We start from the raw sequence: 19,984 nt of genomic DNA on the forward strand, positions 1-19,984 counted from the left end.
CGGGCATTCGTCAATCTTGTCTCTACATTTCGTCGGCGGCGCTCGCCATACTGAAGGTAACGACAACGCACACGGAGCCGCCATGCCTACCTCGATCTCTCGTCCCTTTCCCGTGGTTGTGCTCGGCGCCGGCAATATCGGCCGCACGATCGCGACGATGCTGCACGACACCGGCGACTATCGCGTGACCCTCGTCGATCGCGATGCCCGCCGGCTGGGCGGCGTCACTGACGCTATCGCCGACGCTATCCCCGACGGTCTCGCCGTGCGCACCGCCGATCCGACCGACCCCGCCACCTGCGCGGCGCTGCTCGCCGGCGCCGGCGCGGTACTCAACGCGCTGCCGTTCCACGCCGCCATCGGCGTCGCCACCGTGGCCGCGCGGCTCGGCGTGCATTACTTCGATCTGACCGAGGACGTGGCGGCCACGCATGCGATCGGCGCGCTCGCCGAGGGCGCGCGCGCGGTGCTGATGCCGCAGTGCGGCCTGGCTCCCGGCTTTATCGGCGTGGTCGGCCACGACCTCGCGCGGCGGTTCCTCGATGGCGGAGAACTGCTCGACCTCCGCATGCGCGTGGGCGCGCTCCCGCGCTATCCCGACAACGCGCTCAAGTACAACCTCACCTGGAGCACCGAAGGGCTGATCAACGAGTATTGCAATCCTTGCGAGGCGATCGTCGATGGGCGCCGCGTGGAACTGCCCGCGCTCGAGGGGCTCGAGAGCTTTGCGGTAGACGGCATCGAATACGAGGCGTTTAATACCTCGGGAGGACTCGGCACGCTGCCCGAAACGCTGGCCGGCCGCGCGCGCCACGTCGATTACAAGTCCATCCGCTATCCCGGACACTGCGCCCAGATGAAACTGCTGCTCAACGACCTGCGCCTGCGCGAGCAGCGCGACTGGCTGCGAGAGATCTTCGAACGCGCGATTCCGGTGACGGAGCAGGACGTCGTGATCGTGTTCGCGAGCGCCACGGGCTATCGGGGGGGCGGTGGTGGCGGGGGATCGGCGAAGGGCCCGCTGACGCAGGCCTCGTTCTCGGCGCGGATCGGCGGCATGGATACGCCGCACGGCCATGTCAACGCCATCCAGCTGACCACGGCGGCGGCCATCTGCACGGCGCTCGATCTCGTGGTCGCGGGCGAACTGCCGCAATCTGGCTTCGTGCGGCAGGAGGCAATGCCGCTGGATCGCTTCCTCGCGAACCGATTCGGCCAGCATTACGCACACCATCCACTGCGGGAAACCATCGCATGAAAGCACAAGACTTTGCGGCCTGCTGGCAGGCCATGGGGCTGCCACCGGCATGGGAGGCGACCACGGACGACTCCGCAACGGGCCGGCGCGCGGGCATGCTGCCGCTGCGCTCGCCGATCGACGGCGAAGTGTTTGGCCATCTCCGCGAGTGCGACGTGGCGGAAGCCGACGGACGCATCGCGCGCGCACACGAGGCGCTGAGCACCTGGGCGCTTGCGCCGGCGCCCGCGCGCGGCGAGCTCGTGCGCCGTTTCGGCGAGACGCTGCGGCAGTACAAGGCGCCGCTGGGCCGGCTGGTCTCGCTCGAGTCCGGCAAGATCCTGCAGGAGGGCCTGGGCGAGGTGCAGGAGATGATCGATATCTGCGACTTCGCCGTGGGGCTGTCGCGGCAGCTGCATGGTCTGACCATCGCTTCCGAACGGCCGCGCCATGCGATGCGCGAGACGTGGCATCCGTACGGGCTTTGCGGCGTGATTTCCGCGTTCAACTTTCCGGTGGCCGTGTGGGCGTGGAATGCCGCGCTGGCGCTCGTCTGCGGCAACGGCGTCGTGTGGAAACCGTCGGAGAAGACGCCGCTCTGCGCGCTGGCCGCGCAGGGCCTGCTCGATCGCGTGATCGCGGCCGAGGCTCCGCAGTACACGGGCATTGCCACGGTGCTGCCCGGGGGCCGCGCGGTGGGGCATCACCTCGTGCAGCATCCCGCGGTGCGGCTGATCAGCGCGACCGGTTCCACGCGCATGGGGCGTGAGGTCGGCACGGTCTGCGCGGGCCTGTTCAAGCGGACGATTCTCGAACTCGGCGGCAACAACGCGGCCATCGTCGCGCCGTCGGCCGACCTCGAGCTGGCGATTCGCGGCATGACGTTCGCGGCGGCGGGCACCGCGGGGCAGCGCTGCACCACGCTGCGTCGCGCGTTCGTGCATGTGGACCTCGTCGAGACCGTCGTCGATCGGCTGCGCCAGGTCTATGCGCGGCTGCCCGTGGGCGATCCGCTGCAGGACGGCACCCTGGTCGGACCGCTGATCGATGCCGCGGCCGGCGACGCCATGGCCAACGCGCTCGCAAGCTGCCGCGCGCAGGGCAACGTCGTGCATGGTGGCGAACGGCTGCTGGGCGATCGGCTGCCCCACGCCTGCTATGTCCGCCCCGCGCTCGTGCTCACGGACACGCAGCACGACACGATGCTGACCGAAACTTTCGCGCCGATTCTCTATGTGATGCCATACACGTCGCTCGATGAGGCCATCGCGCTGAACAATGCATCGGCGCATGGCTTGTCGTCATGCATCTTTACCGAGTCGATGCGAGAGGCGGAGTATTTCCTGTCGTCGGCCGGCAGCGATTGCGGCATCGCCAACGTCAATATCGGTACGAGCGGCGCCGAGATCGGCGGCGCGTTCGGCGGAGAGAAGGCGACGGGCGGCGGGCGCGAGTCCGGCTCCGATTCCTGGAAGGCCTACATGCGGCGCGCCACCAATACGATCAACTACGGCGATGCGCTGCCGCTTGCCCAGGGCATCCGCTTCGATATGTAGCGAACGGTAACAAGGGTTACAGCGCCTTGACCCTGTATTACCAAACGTGGCCGTATAACGTTCTTGAAGGCGAGGGCATCACAACAAGCCCGCCTGCCCCCAAGGACGAAAACATGAAAGCGATACTGACTGGATTGGCTGTGACTGGCGCCGCGCTGCTGATGACGGGATGCGCGGTCTATCCCACGCCCGGTGGCCCGGTCGTGCAACCCGCGGTGGCCGTGGCACCGGCACCGGTCTACTACGGCCCGCCGGCGGCGGTCGTGGTGGCACCGCGGCCGTATTACTACGGCGGCTATGGTCATGGCTACTACGGGCGCCGTTACTACCGCGGCTGGTAAGCGCGGCTGTCGCGCAGCGCTCAGGCGTCGCCGGACGTCGCCGGGTTGAGGCCGCCCCAGCCCGGCGCGAGCGTCTCGCCGACGTGATGCAGATCGACGAGGTCGAGCACGCGGCCCACCGTGTGGTCGACCATCTCGTCGAGCGTGCGCGGCTTCTGGTAGAAGCCCGGCACCGGCGGGAAGACGATGCCTCCCATTTCCGTGACCGCGGTCATATTGCGCAGGTGCGCGAGATTGAGCGGGGTTTCCCGAACCATCAGCACGAGCTTGCGCCGCTCCTTGAGCGTGACATCGGCAGCGCGCGTGATCAGGTTGTCGGACAGGCCATGCGCCACGGCAGCGAGCGTGCGCATCGAGCAGGGGGCCACGACCATGGCATGCGCGCGGAACGAACCGCTCGCGATGGTCGCGCCAATGTCGCGCACGTTGTGCACGACGTCGGCCAGCGCTTCCACTTCCGCGCGGCCGATCTCGAGTTCGTGCTGCAGGTTCATGACGCCCGCGGGCGAGATCAGCAGATGCGTTTCCACATCCGCCACATCCTTCAGAACCTGTAGCAGCCGGACGCCGTAGATGGCGCCGGTGGCGCCCGTGATGGCGACGATCAGACGTTGCGGCACGGGCATGCGCGCATCAACCCTTGAGCAGGGTCTGCATTTCGCCGTTCTGGTACATCTCCATCATGATGTCCGAGCCGCCGATGAACTCGCCGTTCACGTAGAGCTGCGGGATGGTGGGCCAGTTCGAGTAGGTCTTGATGCCCTGGCGGATGCCGTCGTCCTCGAGCACGTTGACCGTGGTCGGGGCATCGACGCCGCAGGCCTTCAGGATCTGGATGGCGCGGCCGGAGAAACCGCACATCGGAAATTGCGCGGTGCCCTTCATGAACAGCACGACGGGGCTGCCCTTTACGATCTGGTCGATCTGTTGCTGTACGTCACTCATGATTTTGCCCGGAGGAATTGTCAAACTGCGATGAAGCGGATTTTACCGGAATCGCGGCTTTACTTCAGGCGGCGAGCCTGCCGCCCGTGCAGCGCTCGTGGCCACCGAGGTCGCGTGCGCTGAACACCTCGGCAAATCCGGCCCGTTCGAGCAGCGCGCGCGTGGCCGCGGCCTGATCGTAACCATGCTCCATGAGCAGCCAGCCGCCTGGCGCCAGCCGCGCGGCCGCGCCCGCGACGATGGCCGCGAGGTCGGACAGGCCGTCGCCATGGTCGGTCAGGGCGTCGATGGGTTCGAAGCGCAGGTCGCCCTCGGCAAGGTGCGGGTCGCCCGCCGCGATATAGGGCGGATTGCTGACGATCAGGTCGAATCGCAGTGCCGGGTCGGTGCCGTCCGGCAGCGCGGCGTACCAGTCCGAAATCCGGAAATGCATGTTCGTGGCGCCCAGCGCCTGCGCGTTCCGCTGCGCCACCGCGAGCGCGCCTTCGGAAATATCGGTCGCCCAGACCTCGGCATCGGGCCGTTCGCAGGCGATGGTCACGGCCAGCGCGCCCGAGCCGGTGCCCAGGTCGAGCACACGCGGCGATTCCAGCGGCTCCAGCCGCGCAAGCACGGCTTCCACGGCAATTTCGGTATCGGGGCGGGGAATGAGGACATCGGGGGTGACGTGGAACGTCCGCCCGTAGAATTCGCGCTCGCCGAGCAGATAGGCCATCGGCTCGCCGGCGAGCCGCCGCGCCAGCAGCGTGGACAGTGCCTCGTGCTGGGCGGCGGTCAGGTGGTCACTGTCGCGCGTGATCAACTGCGTGCGCGACAGCCCCGTCACGTGCGTCAACAGCATGCGCGCCTCGAGCGTCGGCAGGCCGGCCATGGCGGCTAGCGTCTGCGCTTCTCGCAAGGTCGGCGGGCATGCGGTCATTACTTGTTGACGGCGTCCTTCGCCTTGTCGGCGGTGGTGTTCACCGCGTCGCGCGCGGCATCCTTGGCGTTGGCCATCGCGGAACCCGCGTCGACTTTGGCCTTCTCGGCCGCGGCGGAAACGTCCGATGCGACGCCGCTGGCAGCGGCCTTCGCGGCGTCGGCGGCGTTGGCGGCGGCAGCCGCCGCATCGCTGGCCGCGGCCTTGGCGGACTCGGCAGCGTTCTGCATGGCCGTGTCCGCACTCGTGTTGGCGGCTTCGTCCTTCTTGCCGCAGGCGGCGAGGGCGGTCGTGATCATCAGCAGCGCGAGCAGTTTCTTCATGATTTCATCCTTGTGTCTGATTTTCGGAGTCGACATCTGCCGGGCCATGCGTACGCCTCACCATGTCTCCGATCGTCCGGTATCTGACCATTCAGAATATGTGACGAGGAGGCGGCCCGGTCGAAAACGATTATAGACACCGCGTTTTACGCAACCAGTGCTGTTTCAAGCATTTACAAGAGATACAAAGATTACGCGTCGTCGCCCAGGGCGGCCAATTGGTCGGCCTGATGCTCGGCCGAGAGGGCCGCGATCAGCTCCTCCATGTCGCCGTCCATGATCATGTCGATCTTGTAGAGCGTGAGGTTGATCCGATGGTCCGTCACGCGGCCCTGCGGAAAGTTGTACGTGCGGATGCGGTCGCTGCGATCGCCGGAGCCGATCAGGTTGCGGCGCGTGTTCGCTTCCTTGGCCTGCGCGGCGCGCAGTTGCATGTCCTTGATCCGCGCGGCCAGGACCTTCATCGCCTTTTCCTTGTTGCGATGCTGGCTACGGTCGTCCTGGCACTCGACGACGATGCCGGTCGGCAGGTGGGTCAGGCGCACCGCGGAATCGGTCTTGTTGATGTGCTGGCCGCCCGCGCCCGAGGCGCGGAACGTGTCCACGCGCAGGTCGGACGGATTGATCTCGACCTCGCCCACCTCGTCGGCTTCCGGCATCACGGCGACCGTGCACGCCGACGTATGGATGCGGCCCTGCGCTTCCGTCGCCGGCACGCGCTGGACGCGATGGCCGCCGGACTCGAACTTGAGCCGCGAGAACGCGGCCGCGCCCGCGATGCGGACGATGACTTCCTTGTAGCCGCCGAGATCCGAGGGCGACTCGCTCATCACTTCCACCTGCCAGCGCTGGCGTTCGGCAAAGCGCGTGTACATGCGCAGGAGGTCGGCCGCGAACAGCGCGCTTTCCTCGCCGCCGGTACCCGCGCGGATTTCCAGCAGCAGGTTGCGGTCGTCGTTGGGATCCTTCGGCAGCAGCAGCGTCTGCAGGCTCTTCTCGAGCGCCTCCAGCCGGTCTCGCGCGGCGCCGATCTCGTCGGCTGCGAAGTCCTTCATCTCGGGGTCGGACAGCAGCGCCTGCGCCGTCGCCAGATCGTCCTGCGCCTGCCGGTACTGCCCGTATTGCTCGGCCACCGGCGACAGCTCCGCATGCTCGCGCGAGAGCTTGCGGTACTGGTCGATATTGGCGGTGGCATCCTCGCGCGCGAGCAGTGCGTTGACTTCGTCGAGCCGCTCGGCCAGTTGGTCGAGCTTGTTGAGCATGCTGGGTTTCATGGGCGGGGCCTATCGGAATCGCGGTAGCGTCGCGGCGTGGCGAGGCGAAGCGGATATGTTCTGGGGGCGTTGCCGTCAAAGTCTGGCGGTCGCGACTGGCTTGGGCTCGCTGGGGCGAGGGCGGCCGGCATGCGGCGGCCGATGGGAGCAGCGGGGCTACCGCTCGGAGTGGCTGCTGTGGCGGAACAGACCGGGTACGAGGCGCAGCAGCGCTTCGCGGTCATCGCCCTGGGTGTGGTTGAGCGCGTGCGTCGGGCCGTGCAGGAACTTGCGCGTGAGCGCGCCGGAAAGCGCCTCGAGCACGGCCTCGGGATCGTCGCCGCGCGCGAGCATCTTGCGCGCGCGTTCGAGCTCGGCCTGGCGCATCGATTCGCCCTGGGCCTGGATCTCGCGAATCACCGGCACGACGCTGCGCGTCTCCAGCCAGTGCATGAAGTTCTGCACGCGCGTCTCGATGATCGCCTCGGCCTGCGCCACGGCGGCCTGCCGCATGGCATTGCCTTCGCGAACGATCGCGCCGAGGTCGTCGACGGTGTACAGGAACACGTCGTTCAGGCGCGCGACTTCGGGTTCCACGTCGCGCGGCACGGCCAGATCGACCATCATGATCGGGCGATGCTTGCGTCGCTTGACCGCGCGTTCCACGGCGCCAAGGCCGATGATCGGCAGCGAGCTCGCCGTGCAGGACACGACGATATCGAATTCATGGAGGCGGTCGCCGAGTTCCGACAGGCGAATCGCCTGCGTCGTCAGGCCCTGCTCGGCCAGTTGTTCGGCCAGCTTCTCGCCGCGTTCGACGGTACGGTTGGCCACGACGATCTGGCGCGGCATCTGCGCGGCAAAGTGCGTCGCGCACAATTCGATCATCTCGCCCGCGCCGATGAACAGCACGCGCTGCGTGGACACCGATTCGAAAATCCGCTGGGCAAGACGGACCGCCGCGGCGGCCATCGATACCGAATGCGCGCCGATCTCGGTCTGGCCACGGACTTCCTTGGCCACCGCGAACGTGCGCTGGAATAGCTGATTCAGGTACGTGCCGAGCGCGCCGGCTTCCCCCGCCGTCCGCACCGCATCCTTGAGCTGGCCAAGGATCTGCGTCTCGCCGAGCACCATCGAATCCAGGCCGCTGGCCACGCGGAACGCATGGCGCACGGCTTCCGACTGCGGCAGCGCGTACAGATGCGGCGCCAGATCGCCAGCGGGCACGTTGTGATGCTGGGCCAGCCAGCGCAGCGTGTGCTCGAAACCTTCCGCGCCGGGCTTCAGGACGTCCGTGGCGCAGTAGATTTCCGTGCGGTTGCAGGTGGAAAGGATGGCGGCTTCGGTACCGCTGCGGCCCGCGAGATGCGTGCGCAGCGCCCCGAGGGCGGGTTTGATCTGCTCGAGCGGAAACGCCACCCGTTCTCTGAGCGAGACAGGTGCCGTCGTGTGATTGATGCCGATCGCGAGCAGTTGCATTTGTGGGGAAAGTCGTGCTTGCCGGGACGTGGCCGGAGCGCTGGTCATTATACGCCCCGGCGCAAGTCTTGCAGGGCTCAGCTGCAATCCGCGATATATGCAGTATCGTATGGGCACGGCACAGGTTGTGGCGTTTTAGACACAGTTGGACGCGGGAGGCGCGATGTTTGGCATGTTGGTGGTGGGCGCACTGGTGGGATTCGTGGCCCGGATGACACATCCGGCGGGCCGGGTGGTCAGCCTGATCGCCGCGCCCGTACTGGGCGCCGCCGGCGCGCTGCTGGCGTTCTATGGCGGCCGCGCGCTCCATCTCTTTACCGACGGGCAACTGATGGGGTGGGGGGCCGCCATCCTCGGCGCGGCGCTGGTGGTGGCGCTGTGGGGGCTCGTTCGCCCGCGCACGGCCACCAGGCGCGCGCGGTAATGAGCGTTAAGGCGCGTGAAGGCGCGGTAATGAGCGTTAAGGCGCGCTAACGGGCCCTAAGGCACGCTGATCGGTGGCGGACAGGCCTGCAGCGCCACCTCCAGCGTCGCCTTGACCGCTTCCAGCCAGCCCGCCGCCTCCGGCGTGGCCGAAGTCAGCGACAGATGCAGGCTGCCATCGACCGTCGCGGCGCCGAGCATATGGTCGCCAACGTCCCCGGTCTGCACGAACGGACCCCATAGCGCCGTCATCCGGTAGGGGCCGATACGCGCGCCAAACCTCAGCGGACCCAGATTCGACACGATCAGGTCGCGCGAATATGCGTTTGAATGTGCGCCTGAATGTGCGCCTGAATGTGCGCCTGAATGTGCGATGCGGCGTGCCTGGAGGGCGCCCGCCGCGTCGAGTCCATCGGCGAGCTGGCCCCGCAGATCGCGTGTCTCCAGCCTGACCGAGGCGCGCGTGCCGGGCACGTCGGTCATGTGCAGGATATGGCGGGCCATGTCCCAGAACCCGTGCCGCGCATGGGCATCGACGAGCGCGCGGCCCACCGTCACGTACACCGCGCAATCCTCGTCGGTCCCGACCTGGCGCCGCAGATCGATCGGCGAGACCACCTTGACCGCCGCGTCCTGCCACGCGCGCATATACGCCCGGCCTGTCAGCAGCATCGCCGCGCACAGCGCGCCGTGCACCGTTGCGTGGGCCGCGCGCGCGCGGATGCGCAGCACCCCGGTGAGCGTGCGCGACAGCCGCAGGCGATGGACGACCGGTGTGGCGGCGTGAGGCGGCGCAGGGACTTCGGGCGAGATGGCGCGCGCTGGGGGCCGCACGGGCGGGTGGGCCGGTGGGTGGGTCGGCGGGCGGCCCACGGCGACGCCGAGCAACTGGTTGAGCGAAGGCGGCACGGGCAGCGGCGCGAGCGTCTGACCAGCGAGCGCGCGCAGCACGTCGCGGATGCAGCCGGCCAGGCCGATGCCGTCGAAGATCGCGTGGCTGCCGGCGACGATCAGCAGCGAACGCGTGCCGTCGCTCCCGACGATCGCGCGCATCAGCGGCGCCCGGTCATGGTCGACCGGTTCGATCAGTTCCCGCGCGATTTCGCGATCGAGCCACTCGGCGTCGATGCCGTCTTCGTGCCATGGCGCGTCATCGGTGACATGGACGGGAATGGGCCGATCCTCGATCGAATCGAAATATGGAAAGGCGTACGGAAAGCCGTCCGGCATGGCGGGAATGCGTACCCGAAGCAGCGGATGACGGTGCTGCAACGCGTCGAACGCGGCGCGCCACGCCTGCGGCGACGCGATGCCGTCGATCTCCGCGGCATAGACGATATGGTTGTTCGTACTGCGGCCCAGCAGCCAGTAGCAGTGCTCGTGGGTTCCAAGCGGACGGGGCATGGCCTGCAATATCCATCGTGGTAGACGGCGCCCAGCGTGCCATTGCCCGGCGTCGCCGCTGTTCACGAAGCCATGGTCTTGTCCGAATCACCGACGCGGATGCCCGCGGAGCCGTGCCCGTCGTCGCGGGCAGGCAACGAATTCTCTCCGGCGCTTGAGAAAGGCGTGCGGATCTCGCGCGAGCGTTTAATTCCGCGCCGGCTGCCGCGCGCGCAGAAAGCGCTCGAGCGCACCGGCCGAATAGTGGCTCGCCACGTCCTTGAGGAATGCCGGGAAGTCGATATGCGCGCTGTCGTCGGCGCGGTCCGAGACCGTGCGCATGACCGCGTAGGGCACGCCGAACTCGTGGCACACCTGTGCCAGCGCGGCGCCCTCCATCTCCACGGCCTGCAGCGCGGGCAGGCGTGAGCGCAACTCGCCCACGGCCGCCGGCGCGTTGATGAACTGGTCGCCGCTCGCGATCATGCCCACGTGCAGGCGCGGCTCGCTGACGCCGAAGCGCGCGCGCACTTCCTGCGGCACGGCGGTGGGCAGGTCTTCGCGCAGAAAGTCTTCCACGGCACGGCAAAGCTGCGCGGTCAGCGCGGCGTCGGCCGGGAACTCGGCGCGGTCCAGCAGCGGGACTTCGTGGCGCGCGAAGAACGGGCGCGCGTCGAGGTCGTGCTGGATCGTGCGGTCGGCCACGACGACATCGCCCACGCGCGTATCCGTACCGACACCGCCGGCGAGGCCCGTAAAGACGATCTCGTCCACCTTGAACTCGCGGATCAGTGTGACCGTCGTCGCGGCGGCCGCCACCTTGCCCATGCGCGCGAGCACGAGCACGACCGGATGGCCGTGCAGATGGCCGACGTGATAGTCGCGCATGCCGATCGTATGCACGGTGGCGCGGGCGTCCTCGTGCCGCATGGCGGCGATCAGGGCATCGACTTCGTCGTGGATGGCGGCGAGAATTCCAAGAGTCATGGCGGCGTGAAGGCGGGGGATCTGGCGCGAAGCATAACCGTACCGATGCTTCGCGGATACCGATTTTGACCTATCCGCACGGCCTGCTACATTGCGGCCATGCCGACACATGTCAGGACAACGGAGATTGCCGGTTGGAAACCTTCTCGCATCGTCGCAACCTACAGCAGGCACTGGCAGACTGGCGCGCGCAAGGCCGGCTCGCCCCGCAGGACGTGGAGACGGTCTGGCGCACGTCCCTGCCCACACGCGCCGACTGGCATGACTGGCTCGACCGCGCGCTGCTGATTCTGGGCGCCGCGCTGATTTGCGCTGGGGTCGTCGTGTTCTTCGCGTTCAACTGGGCCGCGCTCCACAAATTCGTGCGGTTCGGCCTGCTCGCGGCCGCGCTCACCGCGCTGGCGGGGTTTGCGATGTTTCGGCCCGCCGGCGATCTGCCAGGCCGCGCCGCGCTCGGCGCCGCGCAGATCCTGTCCGGCGTGCTGATGGCCGTCATCGGCCAGACCTACCAGACCGGCGCCGATGCGTGGCAACTGTTCGCATGGTGGGCGGCGCTCGCGGTGCCGTGGGCGCTGGCCGCGCGCGCCGCGCCGCACTGGTGGATCGTGCTCGTCGTCGGCAACGTAGCGCTGCTGCGGTATTGCAGCGTCAACCTCGGCGTGGGCGGCATGCTCGAGCTGCTGTTCTCGGCCGATCGCGCGGGCGGCACCATGCGCATCCTGCTGGCCGCCGCGGTGGCGCAACTCGCGCTCTGGTATCTGCTGGCCGCGCGCGCGGCGGGCTTTGGGTTCCGGGGCATGACGGGGCCGCGGCTGCTGGGGCTGCTGATTTGCGGCTATGCCGGATGGATCGGCCTGCTCGCGCTGATCGGCACCCGCCTCGATGAACTTGAACCGTTGATGAACCTGCTGCTCGCGGGCGCCGCGCTGGCAGCATTGATCGGCTGGTTCCGCTGGCGCGACTTCGATATCGTCGTCCTCAGCTTCGCGTGCCTGACGGCGATCGGCGTGATCGTGACGGCAGTGGGGCGCTGGCTGATGGCGGTGACGAACGATATTGGCGGCTTTCTGCTGCTGACGCTGATCGTGGTGGGACTGGCTGCCTTCGCGGGCAGCTGGCTGATGTGCGCATGGCGCAGCCATGTCGCGGGCACCGACGCCGTGGTGGAGGGGGCCGCATGAGCGCCGACCGCATCGAGCGCGCGCTCTGGTCCGATCTCGCCGCGCGCGGGGCCGTCCAGGGCGAATACACGCCAACGATCCGCACGCCGTGGCCCATCCGTCTGCTGATGGGCGCCGCGGGCTGGCTCGGGGCGATCTTCTGCCAGCTGTTCGTCTTCGGCTTTGTCTTCGCCTTCACGCGCAACAATGGCGCGGCGATGTTCGTGCTCGGACTGGTCATGGTGGCGCTCGCTACCGTCTTCTATCGCTCGTCTCGCGCCCAGACCGGCATCGCCGCCGGGCAGTTCGCGCTCGCGCTGAGCCTGAGCGGGCAGGGAATGATGCTTGCGGGGCTGAGCCTCGTCATGGGCAGCGGCATCGCGATCCGCGACAGCGCGTTCTGGCTGATCGTCGCCGCGATCGAGGCGGCGTTGTTCGTCGTCGTGCCGAACCGGCTCCATCGCTTCCTCGCCGCGCTGGCCACATGGTCCGCGCTGACCGTGGGGCTGTCGCTGCTCGGCGGCCACCTGATCGGCCAGCGGCTGATGATGCTGCCGGTGACCGTGGGCGTACCCGGTGCAGCGGCCATGGCCATCGTCATGTTGTTTGTCTGCAAGGAATCGAAGCTCGCCACGTCGGGCCGGCATGGCATGTGGATGCCCGCCGTCGATGCGACGCTGATCTTCGGACTCGGCGCCGCGTTGTTCGTGACCGGCGCGGCCAACCCCGCCGCGCTGCTGTTCGGCACTGGCAACCCATGGCCCGTGCCGGGCGCCTGGGCATGCGGCGCGCTGCTCGGCCTGATCCTGATCGCCTTTGCGGCCACCGAATGCCAGCGGCTGGCCGTGCCCGCGCGCACGCAGGCCGGCGTGCTCGGCGTGGCGCTCGTGTTCAGCGGGCTGATGCTGTTTGCGCCGGCCGTCACGGCGGGCCTGCTCGGCCTCGCACTGGCCCTGCGCCGCGGGTCGCTGCCGTGGCTCGGTTTGGCGATCGCCACGATCCTGCTCGGCTTTGTCTGGTACTACAGCACGCTGCAATGGACGCTGCTGGCCAAGTCGATCACGCTGGCCGCGGCCGGCGTACTGCTGCTGGCCGCGCGTGCCGCGCTGGCGCGCACGAGGAGCGCATCATGAAACGCTGGATCGTCGTGGCGTGGCTACTGACCCTTGCCGTGGCCACCGTCGGCATCGCCGCCAACGAACGCGTCCTCCGCGACGGCGAGGTCCTCTACCTGCGGCTGGCCCCGGTAGACCCGCGCTCGCTGATGCAGGGCGACTATATGGCCCTCAACTTCACGGCCGGCATCGAAATCGCCGCCGCGCAGGGCGCCCAGCACAAGACCGACCGCCGCGACGTGACAGTAGTCATCCGCCGCGACGCGAACCATATCGGCCAGTTCGTCCGCCTGCACGACGGCACCCCGCTGGCCGACGGCGAACAACTGCTGCGCGTGCAGAACGTCCCCACCCGCTGGGGCGGCAACGGCGTGCAGGTCTCAACGAACGCGTGGTTCTTCGAAGAAGGTCAGGCCAAACGCTACGAACGCGCCCAATACGGCGAGTTCCGCGTGGACAGGAACGGGCATGCGCTGCTGGTGGGGATGCGAGGGGAGGGGCTCTCGGCGCTCTAGCGCCGAGGCCAAAAAAAAAGCCCGGCAGCTGCCGGGCTTTTTCATGACGCTACGACGTCAGACGTTGAACAGGAAGTTCATCACGTCGCCGTCGTGCACCACGTATTCCTTGCCTTCTGCGCGCATCTTGCCGTTTTCCTTCGCGCCTTGTTCGCCCTTGAACGCGATGTAATCGTCGTAGGCAATCGTCTGCGCGCGGATAAACCCGCGTTCGAAGTCGGTGTGGATCACGCCGGCCGCCTTCGGGGCGGTGTCGCCCACGTGGATGGTCCAGGCGCGGACTTCCTTCACACCGGCGGTGAAATAGGTCTGCAGGCCCAGCAGCTTGAAGCCGGCGCGGATCACGCGGTCGAGGCCCGGCTCTTCCATGCCGAGGTCGGCCAGGAATTCGGCCTTGTCGGCATCGTCGAGGTCGGCGATCTCGGCTTCGATGGCGGCGCACACGGCCACTACCGGGGAGCCCGTGGTCTTCGCGTACTCGCGCACGGCGTCGAGGTGGGGGTTGTTCTCGAAGCCGTCTTCGCGCACGTTGGCCACGTACATCGTCGGCTTGGCGGTGATCAGGCAGAACGGACGCAGCGCTTCCCACTCTTCCGGGGCGAGGTCCAGCGTGCGGACGGCCTTGGCCTGGTCGAGCACGGCCTGGGCCTTCTCGAGCACGGCCACCAGGCGGATCGCTTCCTTGTCGCCGGCGCGGGCCGGCTTGACGTAGCGCGCGAGCGCCTTCTCGACCGTGGCCAGGTCGGCCAGCGCGAGTTCGGTGTTGATGACCTCGATATCGGACAGCGGATCGACGCGGCCCGCTACGTGAATCACGTTCTCGTCCTCGAAGCAGCGCACGACGTGCGTGATGGCGTCGGTTTCGCGGATATTGGCGAGGAACTGGTTACCCAGGCCTTCCCCCTTGGACGCGCCCGCCACGAGGCCGGCGATATCGACGAATTCGACCGTCGCCGGGAGCACGCGCTCCGGCTTGACGATCTCGGCCAGCTTCGCGAGCCTCGGATCCGGCACTTCCACGACGCCCACATTGGGCTCGATGGTGCAGAACGGATAGTTTTCGGCGGCGATGCCGGCTTTCGTCAGGGCATTGAACAGCGTGGACTTGCCGACGTTGGGCAGGCCGACGATGCCGCATTTGAGGCTCATGGTGTCAGGCGGAAAATAGCAAAGGCTGTATTCTAGCGGATGGCCGCCCTCCGGCCTCCCTCTGTCTGCCCCCGGCCGCGCCGCCTGCCTCACAGCCCCCCCGCTATAATCCCCGTCATGATCAGTCCGCCACGCGGGCGAGCCGTGCGGATTCCCGCCGCGCGGACGCCGCTGGCCCCCAATCCATGTCGTCGACGTCCTCTTCTCGTTTCCAGATCGCCGTGGTCGGTGGCGGCATCGTCGGCAAGGCCTGTGCCTTGCTGCTCGCGCAACAGGGCATGCAGGTGGCGCTGATCGCGCCGCGCCCCGCCAGCGATACCGCGCGGACCGGGGAGGACGACTGGGACAGCCGGATCTATGCGTTCTCGTCCAGTTCCCAGGCGTTGCTCGAGCGCCTGCGCGTCTGGGAAGCGCTGGACCCCGCCCGCATGCAACCCGTGCGCGATATGCGCGTGTTCGGCGACCAGAGCGCGGGCGAGACCGACCCCACGCCGCATGGCGACCTCCATTTCTCGTCGTACGCCGCCGCCGTGCCGCAGCTGGCATGGATCATCGAGTCCGGACACGTCGAACGCACGCTCGACACCGCGCTGCGTTTCCAGCACCAGGTGCAGTGGTTCGACGATACCGGCGAGGTGTTCGAGCGCGATTGCGATGGCGTGACCCTGACGCTGGCCCGCGGCGCCCGCGTGCGCGCGGCCTGCGTGGTCGGTGCCGACGGCGCGCGCTCGTGGGTTCGCCAGCAAAGCCATATCTGCACGACCACGCGCCGCTACCGCCAGCTGGGCGTCGTGGCGAATTTCCGATGCGAATTGCCGCATCAGGATACGGCCTGGCAATGGTTTCTCGGTTCCCCCCAGAAGCTCATGGCCGACGAGGAAGCCGAGAACGGCGAGATCCTCGCGATGCTGCCGCTGCCCGGCAACCGCGTGTCGATGGTCTGGTCCGCCGAGGAAGCCCATGCGCGCGATCTGGTCGCCCTGTCGCCCGAGGCGCTGGCCGCCACGGTCATGCAGGCGGCCGCGGGCGCCGTGGGCGCCCGTTTCGGCACGCTGCGCTGCATCACTCCGGCACAAGGCTTCCCGCTCGTGCTGCAACGCGCGGAGCAGTTCGTGCAGCCGCATGTGGCGCTGGTCGGCGATGCCGCCCACGTCATCCACCCGCTGGCCGGACAGGGCATGAACCTCGGGTTACGCGACGTTACGGAACTTGGGCGCGTGATGGCCGACAAAGAAGCGTTTCGTGCCGAAGGCGATCTGCGCCTGCTGCGCCGCTACGAGCGCGCGCGTGCGACCGATCTGCTCTCCCTGACCGCGGCGACGGACGGCCTGCATCGCCTGTTCTCGCTGCCCGGCAGCCCGGCGCGCGTGATGCGCAACCTCGGCATCCGCGCGGTGGGCCGGCAGTCGATGCTCAAGCAGTTTCTGATCGGCCGCGCACTGGGCTAGCGCGCCCCGGCATACGAATATCCCATCAATAGCAATCGGACGGGCATGCGGCCCGCCGACCTCTGGAGTCAGCATGTTGCAAATGTTCCGCCGCAAATCGCTCCGCGCGACCGCGGCCGTCACCCTGGTGGGCGGTCTGGCCGCCGCCGGCTACGCGCTGCACGCTCTGGCCGCCGACGAGCCCAGCACCGCGAGCATCAAGGCGACCATCGAGAAAATGGTGGGCGGCCGCGCGGAAGTGCGCAGCGTGACCAAGACACCGGTGCCGGGCCTGTATGAAGTGAGCCTGGGCAGCCAGGTGGTGTACACCGATGCCACCGGCCGTTACATCCTCAACGGCGAGCTCATCGACACCAAGACCAGCACGAACCTGACCGAGGAACGCGTCGCGGAACTGAACCGCATCAAGTGGTCGGACCTGCCGCTGTCGCGCGCCGTGAAATGGTCGAAGGGCGACGGCAGCCGGACCATCGCCGTGTTCTCCGATCCGAACTGCCCGTACTGCAAGCGCATCGAGCAGACCTTCCAGCAGATGGACAACATTACCGTGTACACCTTCCTGTACCCGGTGTTGTCGCCGGACTCGACGCAGAAGTCCAAGCAGATCTGGTGCGCGAGCGACCGTTCGAAGGCGTGGCGCGACTGGATGCTGAACCACGTGGCCGTGACGGGCAAGTCGGACTGCAAGAACCCGATCGACGACAACCTCAAGCTCGGCCAGAGCATGAACGTGACGGGTACGCCGGCGGTGTTCTTTACCGACGGCTCGCGTATTCCGGGCGCGGCAGACGTGGCCACGCTGGAGCGCAAGTTCGCCAGCCTCAAGAAGTAAGCAGAACAAGAAGCAAGCAGCACAACAACGAGGAGACATCATGACGTTCAACGCCCTGTTGCTCACGCAGGCCGACGGCAAGACCCAGGCCGCCGTGACCGCGCTCGAGGAGAGCCAGCTGCCCGATGACGGCGATGTGGTCGTTGCCATCGATTACTCAACGATCAACTACAAGGACGGCCTCGCCATCACCGGCCGCGCGCCCGTCGTGCGCAAATGGCCGATGGTGGCCGGCATCGACGGCGCGGGCACGGTGGTGTCGTCGAGCCATCCGAAGTGGAAGGCGGGCGACAAGGTCGTGCTCAACGGCTTTGGTGTCGGCGAGACGCACTGGGGCTGCCTGTCGCAGCGCGCGAAGCTCAAGGGCGACTGGCTCGTGAAATTGCCCGACGCGTTCACCGCGAAGCAGGCCATGGCGATCGGCACGGCCGGTTACACGGCGATGCTGTCGGTGCTCGCGCTGGAACGTGGCGGCGTGAATGGCCCGGTGCGTCCCGGCGACGGCGACATTCTCGTGACGGGTGCATCGGGCGGTGTCGGCTCGGTGGCCATCGCGGTGCTGTCGAAGCTCGGCTATCGCGTGACGGCGTCCACGGGCAAGACCGCCGAAGCGGACTTCCTGCGCGCGCTGGGCGCGGCGGACGTGATCGACCGTACCGAGCTCGGCACGCCGGGCAAGCCGCTGCAGAAGGAACGCTGGGCCGCGGTGATCGACTCGGTGGGCTCGCACACGCTCGTCAATGCCTGCGCGCAGGTGCGCTACGGCGGCGTCGTCACCGCCTGCGGCCTCGCGCAGGGCATGGACTTTCCCGCATCGATGGCGCCGTTCATCCTGCGCGGCGTGACGCTGGCCGGTATCGACAGCGTGATGGCCGCGATGCCGCTGCGCGAGCGCGCATGGGAACGGCTCGCGCAGGATCTGGCGCCGGACCGGCTGCAGGCGATCACGCGCGAAGTCAGGCTGGCGGAGGCCGTCGAGGCGGGGCACCGGATCGTCGAAGGTGGCATGCGCGGCCGCGTGGTCGTGAACGTGAACGGGTGAGGCGGACGGGGCGCTACAATCGTGGCCATGACGCCGATCCGCTACGCCATTGCTCCCCTCCATCCGGAAGCGCATCTGTTCGCCGTGACCGTCACGGTGGACACTCCGGATCCCGAAGGCCAGACCTTCTCGCTGCCTGCCTGGATTCCGGGCAGCTACATGATTCGCGAGTTCGCGCGCAATATCGTCCGCATCCGTGCCGACGATGCGCGCGGCCAGGTCGCGCTGACCAAGGTCGACAAGCAGACCTGGGTGGCCGCGCCCTGCAACGGTCCGATCGCATTGCGCTACGAGGTCTACGCCTGGGACTTGTCGGTCCGCAGCGCGCACCTCGACACCACGCACGGTTTCTTCAACGGTAGCTCGGTGTTCCTGCGCGTCGATGGACAGCAGGAACGGCCGTGCCTCGTCGAGATCGCGGCACCCGCGGGCGAGGCTTACGCCAACTGGCGCGTTGCCACCTCGATGCCCGAGGCGCGCGGCCGCGACGGCGCGAAGCGCTACGGCTTTGGCCGCTATCAGGTGTCGGACTACGACGAGCTCGTCGATCATCCCGTGGAAATGGGCGAGTTCGCGCTGGCCAGCTTCAAGGCATGCGGCGCGCAGCACGACGTGGTGTTCACGGGCCGCGTGCCCGGCCTGGACCTGCAGCGCATCTGCCGCGACCTGAAACAGATCTGCGAAGCGCAGATCCGCCTGTTCGAGCCGCGCTCGGCACGCGCGCCGTTCCTCGACAGTAACCGCCGCTACGTGTTCATGACGATGGTCACGACCGATGGCTACGGCGGCCTCGAGCATCGCGCGAGCACGGCGCTGATGTGCGCGCGCGCCGATCTGCCCGTACGTGGCAACAGCGAGACCAGCGAAGGCTACCGGACCTTCCTCGGCCTGTGCAGCCACGAGTATTTCCATACGTGGAACGTCAAGCGCATCAAGCCGGCGGCGTTCGTGCCGTACCGGCTGGATGAAGAAAGCTACACGCCGTTGCTGTGGCTGTTCGAAGGGTTCACGAGCTACTACGACGACCTGATTCTCGTGCGCACGGGGCTGATCGACGACAAGCAGTACGTCGAGATGATCACCAAGACCTGGAACGGCGTGCTGCGCGGCAACGGCCGCACCAAGCAGAGCGTGGCGGCCAGCTCGTTCGACGCGTGGACCAAGTACTACCGTCAGGACGAGAACGCGCCGAATGCGATCGTCAGCTATTACACCAAGGGCTCGCTGGTCGCGCTCGCGCTGGATCTGACCATTCGCGAGAAGACGGGCGGCCGCCGCTCGCTCGACGACGTCATGCGCGCGCTGTGGCAGCGCTATGGCCGCGAGTTCTACGCGCCGGGCCATGTCCAGCGCGGCGTGACGGAGGCCGAGGTGTATGCGCTGTTCGACGAGGTCACGGGCCTGCGGCTCGGCACGCTGCTGCGCGCGCTGACCGAGGGCACGGGCGAGATCGGACTGGTGCCGCTGCTGCGCGCGTTCGGCATCAAGGCCGAGACGCAGAAGCCCGCCACCGCGATCAACACGGCGGCGCTCGGCATCAAGACGCGCGTCGAGGACGGCTGGGTGCGCGTGACGCAGGTGCTCGACGATGGCGCGGCGCAGGCTGCCGGCATCTCGTCGGGCGATCTGCTCGTGGCCATCGACGGCCTGCGCGTGACCGGCGGCCAGCTCGACAAGCTGCTGGCGCGCTATCGCGCCGGCGATCGCACCGAGGTGCACGTGTTCCGCCGCGACGAGCTCCAGGTGCTGCCCGTCAAGCTGGGCCGCGAACCCGCCACGCAATATCGCGTCACGGTCGAGGAGGGCCGCCACGCCTTGCGCGCACGCTGGCTCGGTCAATAACCCACCGGGGGGCGGCCGTCATCGCGCGCCGC

20 protein-coding genes are annotated in these 19,984 nt (G+C 67.9%); 11 read left to right on the top strand and 9 right to left on the bottom strand.

Translation table 11 applies throughout. The annotated features are described in order from the left end of the window. The first annotated feature begins 82 nt into the window (after window positions 1-82). The 3 genes from FOB72_RS16650 to FOB72_RS16660 all read left to right on the top strand — a co-directional run bounded on the left by FOB72_RS16650 (window position 83) and on the right by FOB72_RS16660 (window position 3,134). Window positions 83-1,258, top strand: a complete 1,176-nt coding sequence (locus FOB72_RS16650) for a saccharopine dehydrogenase C-terminal domain-containing protein (protein ID WP_150373592.1) — start codon at window positions 83-85, stop codon at window positions 1,256-1,258. After that, entirely contained in the window at window positions 1,255-2,793 is a 1,539-nt protein-coding gene (locus tag FOB72_RS16655; protein WP_150373593.1) for an aldehyde dehydrogenase family protein, read from the top strand. The genes FOB72_RS16650 and FOB72_RS16655 overlap by 4 nt, the downstream gene beginning before the upstream one ends. Window positions 2,794-2,906: 113 nt before the next feature. Next, the gene (locus FOB72_RS16660; RefSeq protein WP_150373594.1) at window positions 2,907-3,134 is read left to right on the top strand and encodes a hypothetical protein; all 228 of its coding nucleotides are present in this window, start codon (window positions 2,907-2,909) and stop codon (window positions 3,132-3,134) included. A 20-nt stretch (window positions 3,135-3,154) separates the two neighbouring features. On the opposite strand, the gene FOB72_RS16665 is transcribed toward FOB72_RS16660, so the two are convergent. From FOB72_RS16665 to hemA, 6 genes are all read right to left on the bottom strand, one after another. After that, a complete protein-coding gene (locus tag FOB72_RS16665) occupies window positions 3,155-3,760 on the bottom strand; it encodes a UbiX family flavin prenyltransferase (RefSeq protein ID WP_150373595.1) in 606 nt (201 codons plus the stop codon). Window positions 3,761-3,767: 7 nt separating this feature from the next. Continuing rightward, on the bottom strand, window positions 3,768-4,079 hold the full coding sequence (gene grxD, locus FOB72_RS16670) for a Grx4 family monothiol glutaredoxin (protein WP_150373596.1): 312 nt from the start codon (window positions 4,077-4,079) through the stop codon (window positions 3,768-3,770). 64 nt (window positions 4,080-4,143) lie between these two features. Further along, complete coding sequence (prmC, locus tag FOB72_RS16675; protein ID WP_150373597.1) at window positions 4,144-4,950, bottom strand: peptide chain release factor N(5)-glutamine methyltransferase; 807 nt, start codon at window positions 4,948-4,950, stop codon at window positions 4,144-4,146. 47 nt (window positions 4,951-4,997) lie between these two features. Beyond that, the gene (locus FOB72_RS16680) at window positions 4,998-5,321 is read right to left on the bottom strand and encodes a hypothetical protein (protein ID WP_150373598.1); all 324 of its coding nucleotides are present in this window, start codon (window positions 5,319-5,321) and stop codon (window positions 4,998-5,000) included. Between the two features lie 191 nt (window positions 5,322-5,512). After that, window positions 5,513-6,595: a peptide chain release factor 1 gene (gene prfA, locus FOB72_RS16685; RefSeq protein ID WP_150373599.1), complete on the bottom strand. Its 1,083-nt coding sequence runs from the start codon at window positions 6,593-6,595 to the stop codon at window positions 5,513-5,515. Between the two features lie 156 nt (window positions 6,596-6,751). Beyond that, entirely contained in the window at window positions 6,752-8,056 is a 1,305-nt protein-coding gene (gene hemA / locus FOB72_RS16690; protein ID WP_150373600.1) for a glutamyl-tRNA reductase, read from the bottom strand. A 163-nt stretch (window positions 8,057-8,219) separates the two neighbouring features. Between hemA and FOB72_RS16695 the strand changes: the two genes are divergently transcribed. Beyond that, window positions 8,220-8,480, top strand: a complete 261-nt coding sequence (locus FOB72_RS16695; protein WP_150373601.1) for a GlsB/YeaQ/YmgE family stress response membrane protein — start codon at window positions 8,220-8,222, stop codon at window positions 8,478-8,480. A gap of 56 nt (window positions 8,481-8,536) precedes the next feature. Here FOB72_RS16695 and FOB72_RS16700 read toward each other — a convergent pair whose 3' ends face one another. Together FOB72_RS16700 and FOB72_RS16705 are read right to left on the bottom strand one after the other, a co-directional pair. Beyond that, window positions 8,537-9,883 carry a phthiocerol/phthiodiolone dimycocerosyl transferase family protein gene (locus tag FOB72_RS16700; protein ID WP_150373602.1) on the bottom strand — a complete coding sequence of 449 codons (1,347 nt, stop codon included), beginning with the start codon at window positions 9,881-9,883 and terminating at the stop codon, window positions 8,537-8,539. 186 nt (window positions 9,884-10,069) lie between these two features. Beyond that, a complete protein-coding gene (locus FOB72_RS16705; protein WP_150373603.1) occupies window positions 10,070-10,849 on the bottom strand; it encodes a 5'-methylthioadenosine/adenosylhomocysteine nucleosidase in 780 nt (259 codons plus the stop codon). 134 nt (window positions 10,850-10,983) lie between these two features. On the opposite strand from FOB72_RS16705, the gene FOB72_RS16710 reads away from it, so the two are divergent. The 3 genes from FOB72_RS16710 to FOB72_RS16720 are packed head-to-tail and all read left to right on the top strand — an operon-like array spanning window position 10,984 to window position 13,639. Continuing rightward, window positions 10,984-12,030 (top strand): DUF2157 domain-containing protein, encoded by a 1,047-nt coding sequence (locus tag FOB72_RS16710; protein WP_150373604.1) that lies wholly within the window; start codon window positions 10,984-10,986, stop codon window positions 12,028-12,030. After that, complete coding sequence (locus FOB72_RS16715) at window positions 12,027-13,142, top strand: DUF4401 domain-containing protein (RefSeq protein ID WP_150373605.1); 1,116 nt, start codon at window positions 12,027-12,029, stop codon at window positions 13,140-13,142. Before FOB72_RS16710 ends, FOB72_RS16715 begins: the two co-directional genes overlap by 4 nt. After that, complete coding sequence (locus FOB72_RS16720; protein ID WP_150373606.1) at window positions 13,139-13,639, top strand: GDYXXLXY domain-containing protein; 501 nt, start codon at window positions 13,139-13,141, stop codon at window positions 13,637-13,639. The genes FOB72_RS16715 and FOB72_RS16720 overlap by 4 nt, the downstream gene beginning before the upstream one ends. Before the next feature lie 57 nt (window positions 13,640-13,696). On the opposite strand, the gene ychF is transcribed toward FOB72_RS16720, so the two are convergent. Continuing rightward, window positions 13,697-14,788, bottom strand: a complete 1,092-nt coding sequence (ychF, locus tag FOB72_RS16725; protein ID WP_150373607.1) for a redox-regulated ATPase YchF — start codon at window positions 14,786-14,788, stop codon at window positions 13,697-13,699. A 185-nt stretch (window positions 14,789-14,973) separates the two neighbouring features. Here ychF and FOB72_RS16730 point away from each other — a divergent pair, with 185 nt between their 5' ends. The 4 genes from FOB72_RS16730 (at window position 14,974) to FOB72_RS16745 (ending at window position 19,952) form a co-directional block, all read left to right on the top strand. Then, window positions 14,974-16,236 (top strand): UbiH/UbiF family hydroxylase, encoded by a 1,263-nt coding sequence (locus tag FOB72_RS16730; RefSeq protein WP_150373608.1) that lies wholly within the window; start codon window positions 14,974-14,976, stop codon window positions 16,234-16,236. 73 nt (window positions 16,237-16,309) lie between these two features. Further along, the gene (locus tag FOB72_RS16735) at window positions 16,310-17,068 is read left to right on the top strand and encodes a DsbC family protein (protein ID WP_150373609.1); all 759 of its coding nucleotides are present in this window, start codon (window positions 16,310-16,312) and stop codon (window positions 17,066-17,068) included. Between the two features lie 40 nt (window positions 17,069-17,108). Then, window positions 17,109-18,110 carry an MDR family oxidoreductase gene (locus FOB72_RS16740; protein ID WP_150373610.1) on the top strand — a complete coding sequence of 334 codons (1,002 nt, stop codon included), beginning with the start codon at window positions 17,109-17,111 and terminating at the stop codon, window positions 18,108-18,110. A 27-nt stretch (window positions 18,111-18,137) separates the two neighbouring features. After that, window positions 18,138-19,952, top strand: a complete 1,815-nt coding sequence (locus FOB72_RS16745; protein WP_150373611.1) for a M61 family metallopeptidase — start codon at window positions 18,138-18,140, stop codon at window positions 19,950-19,952. Window positions 19,953-19,984 lie beyond the last annotated feature (32 nt).

The organism is Cupriavidus pauculus (assembly GCF_008693385.1).
Taxonomy (GTDB): domain Bacteria; phylum Pseudomonadota; class Gammaproteobacteria; order Burkholderiales; family Burkholderiaceae; genus Cupriavidus; species Cupriavidus pauculus_D.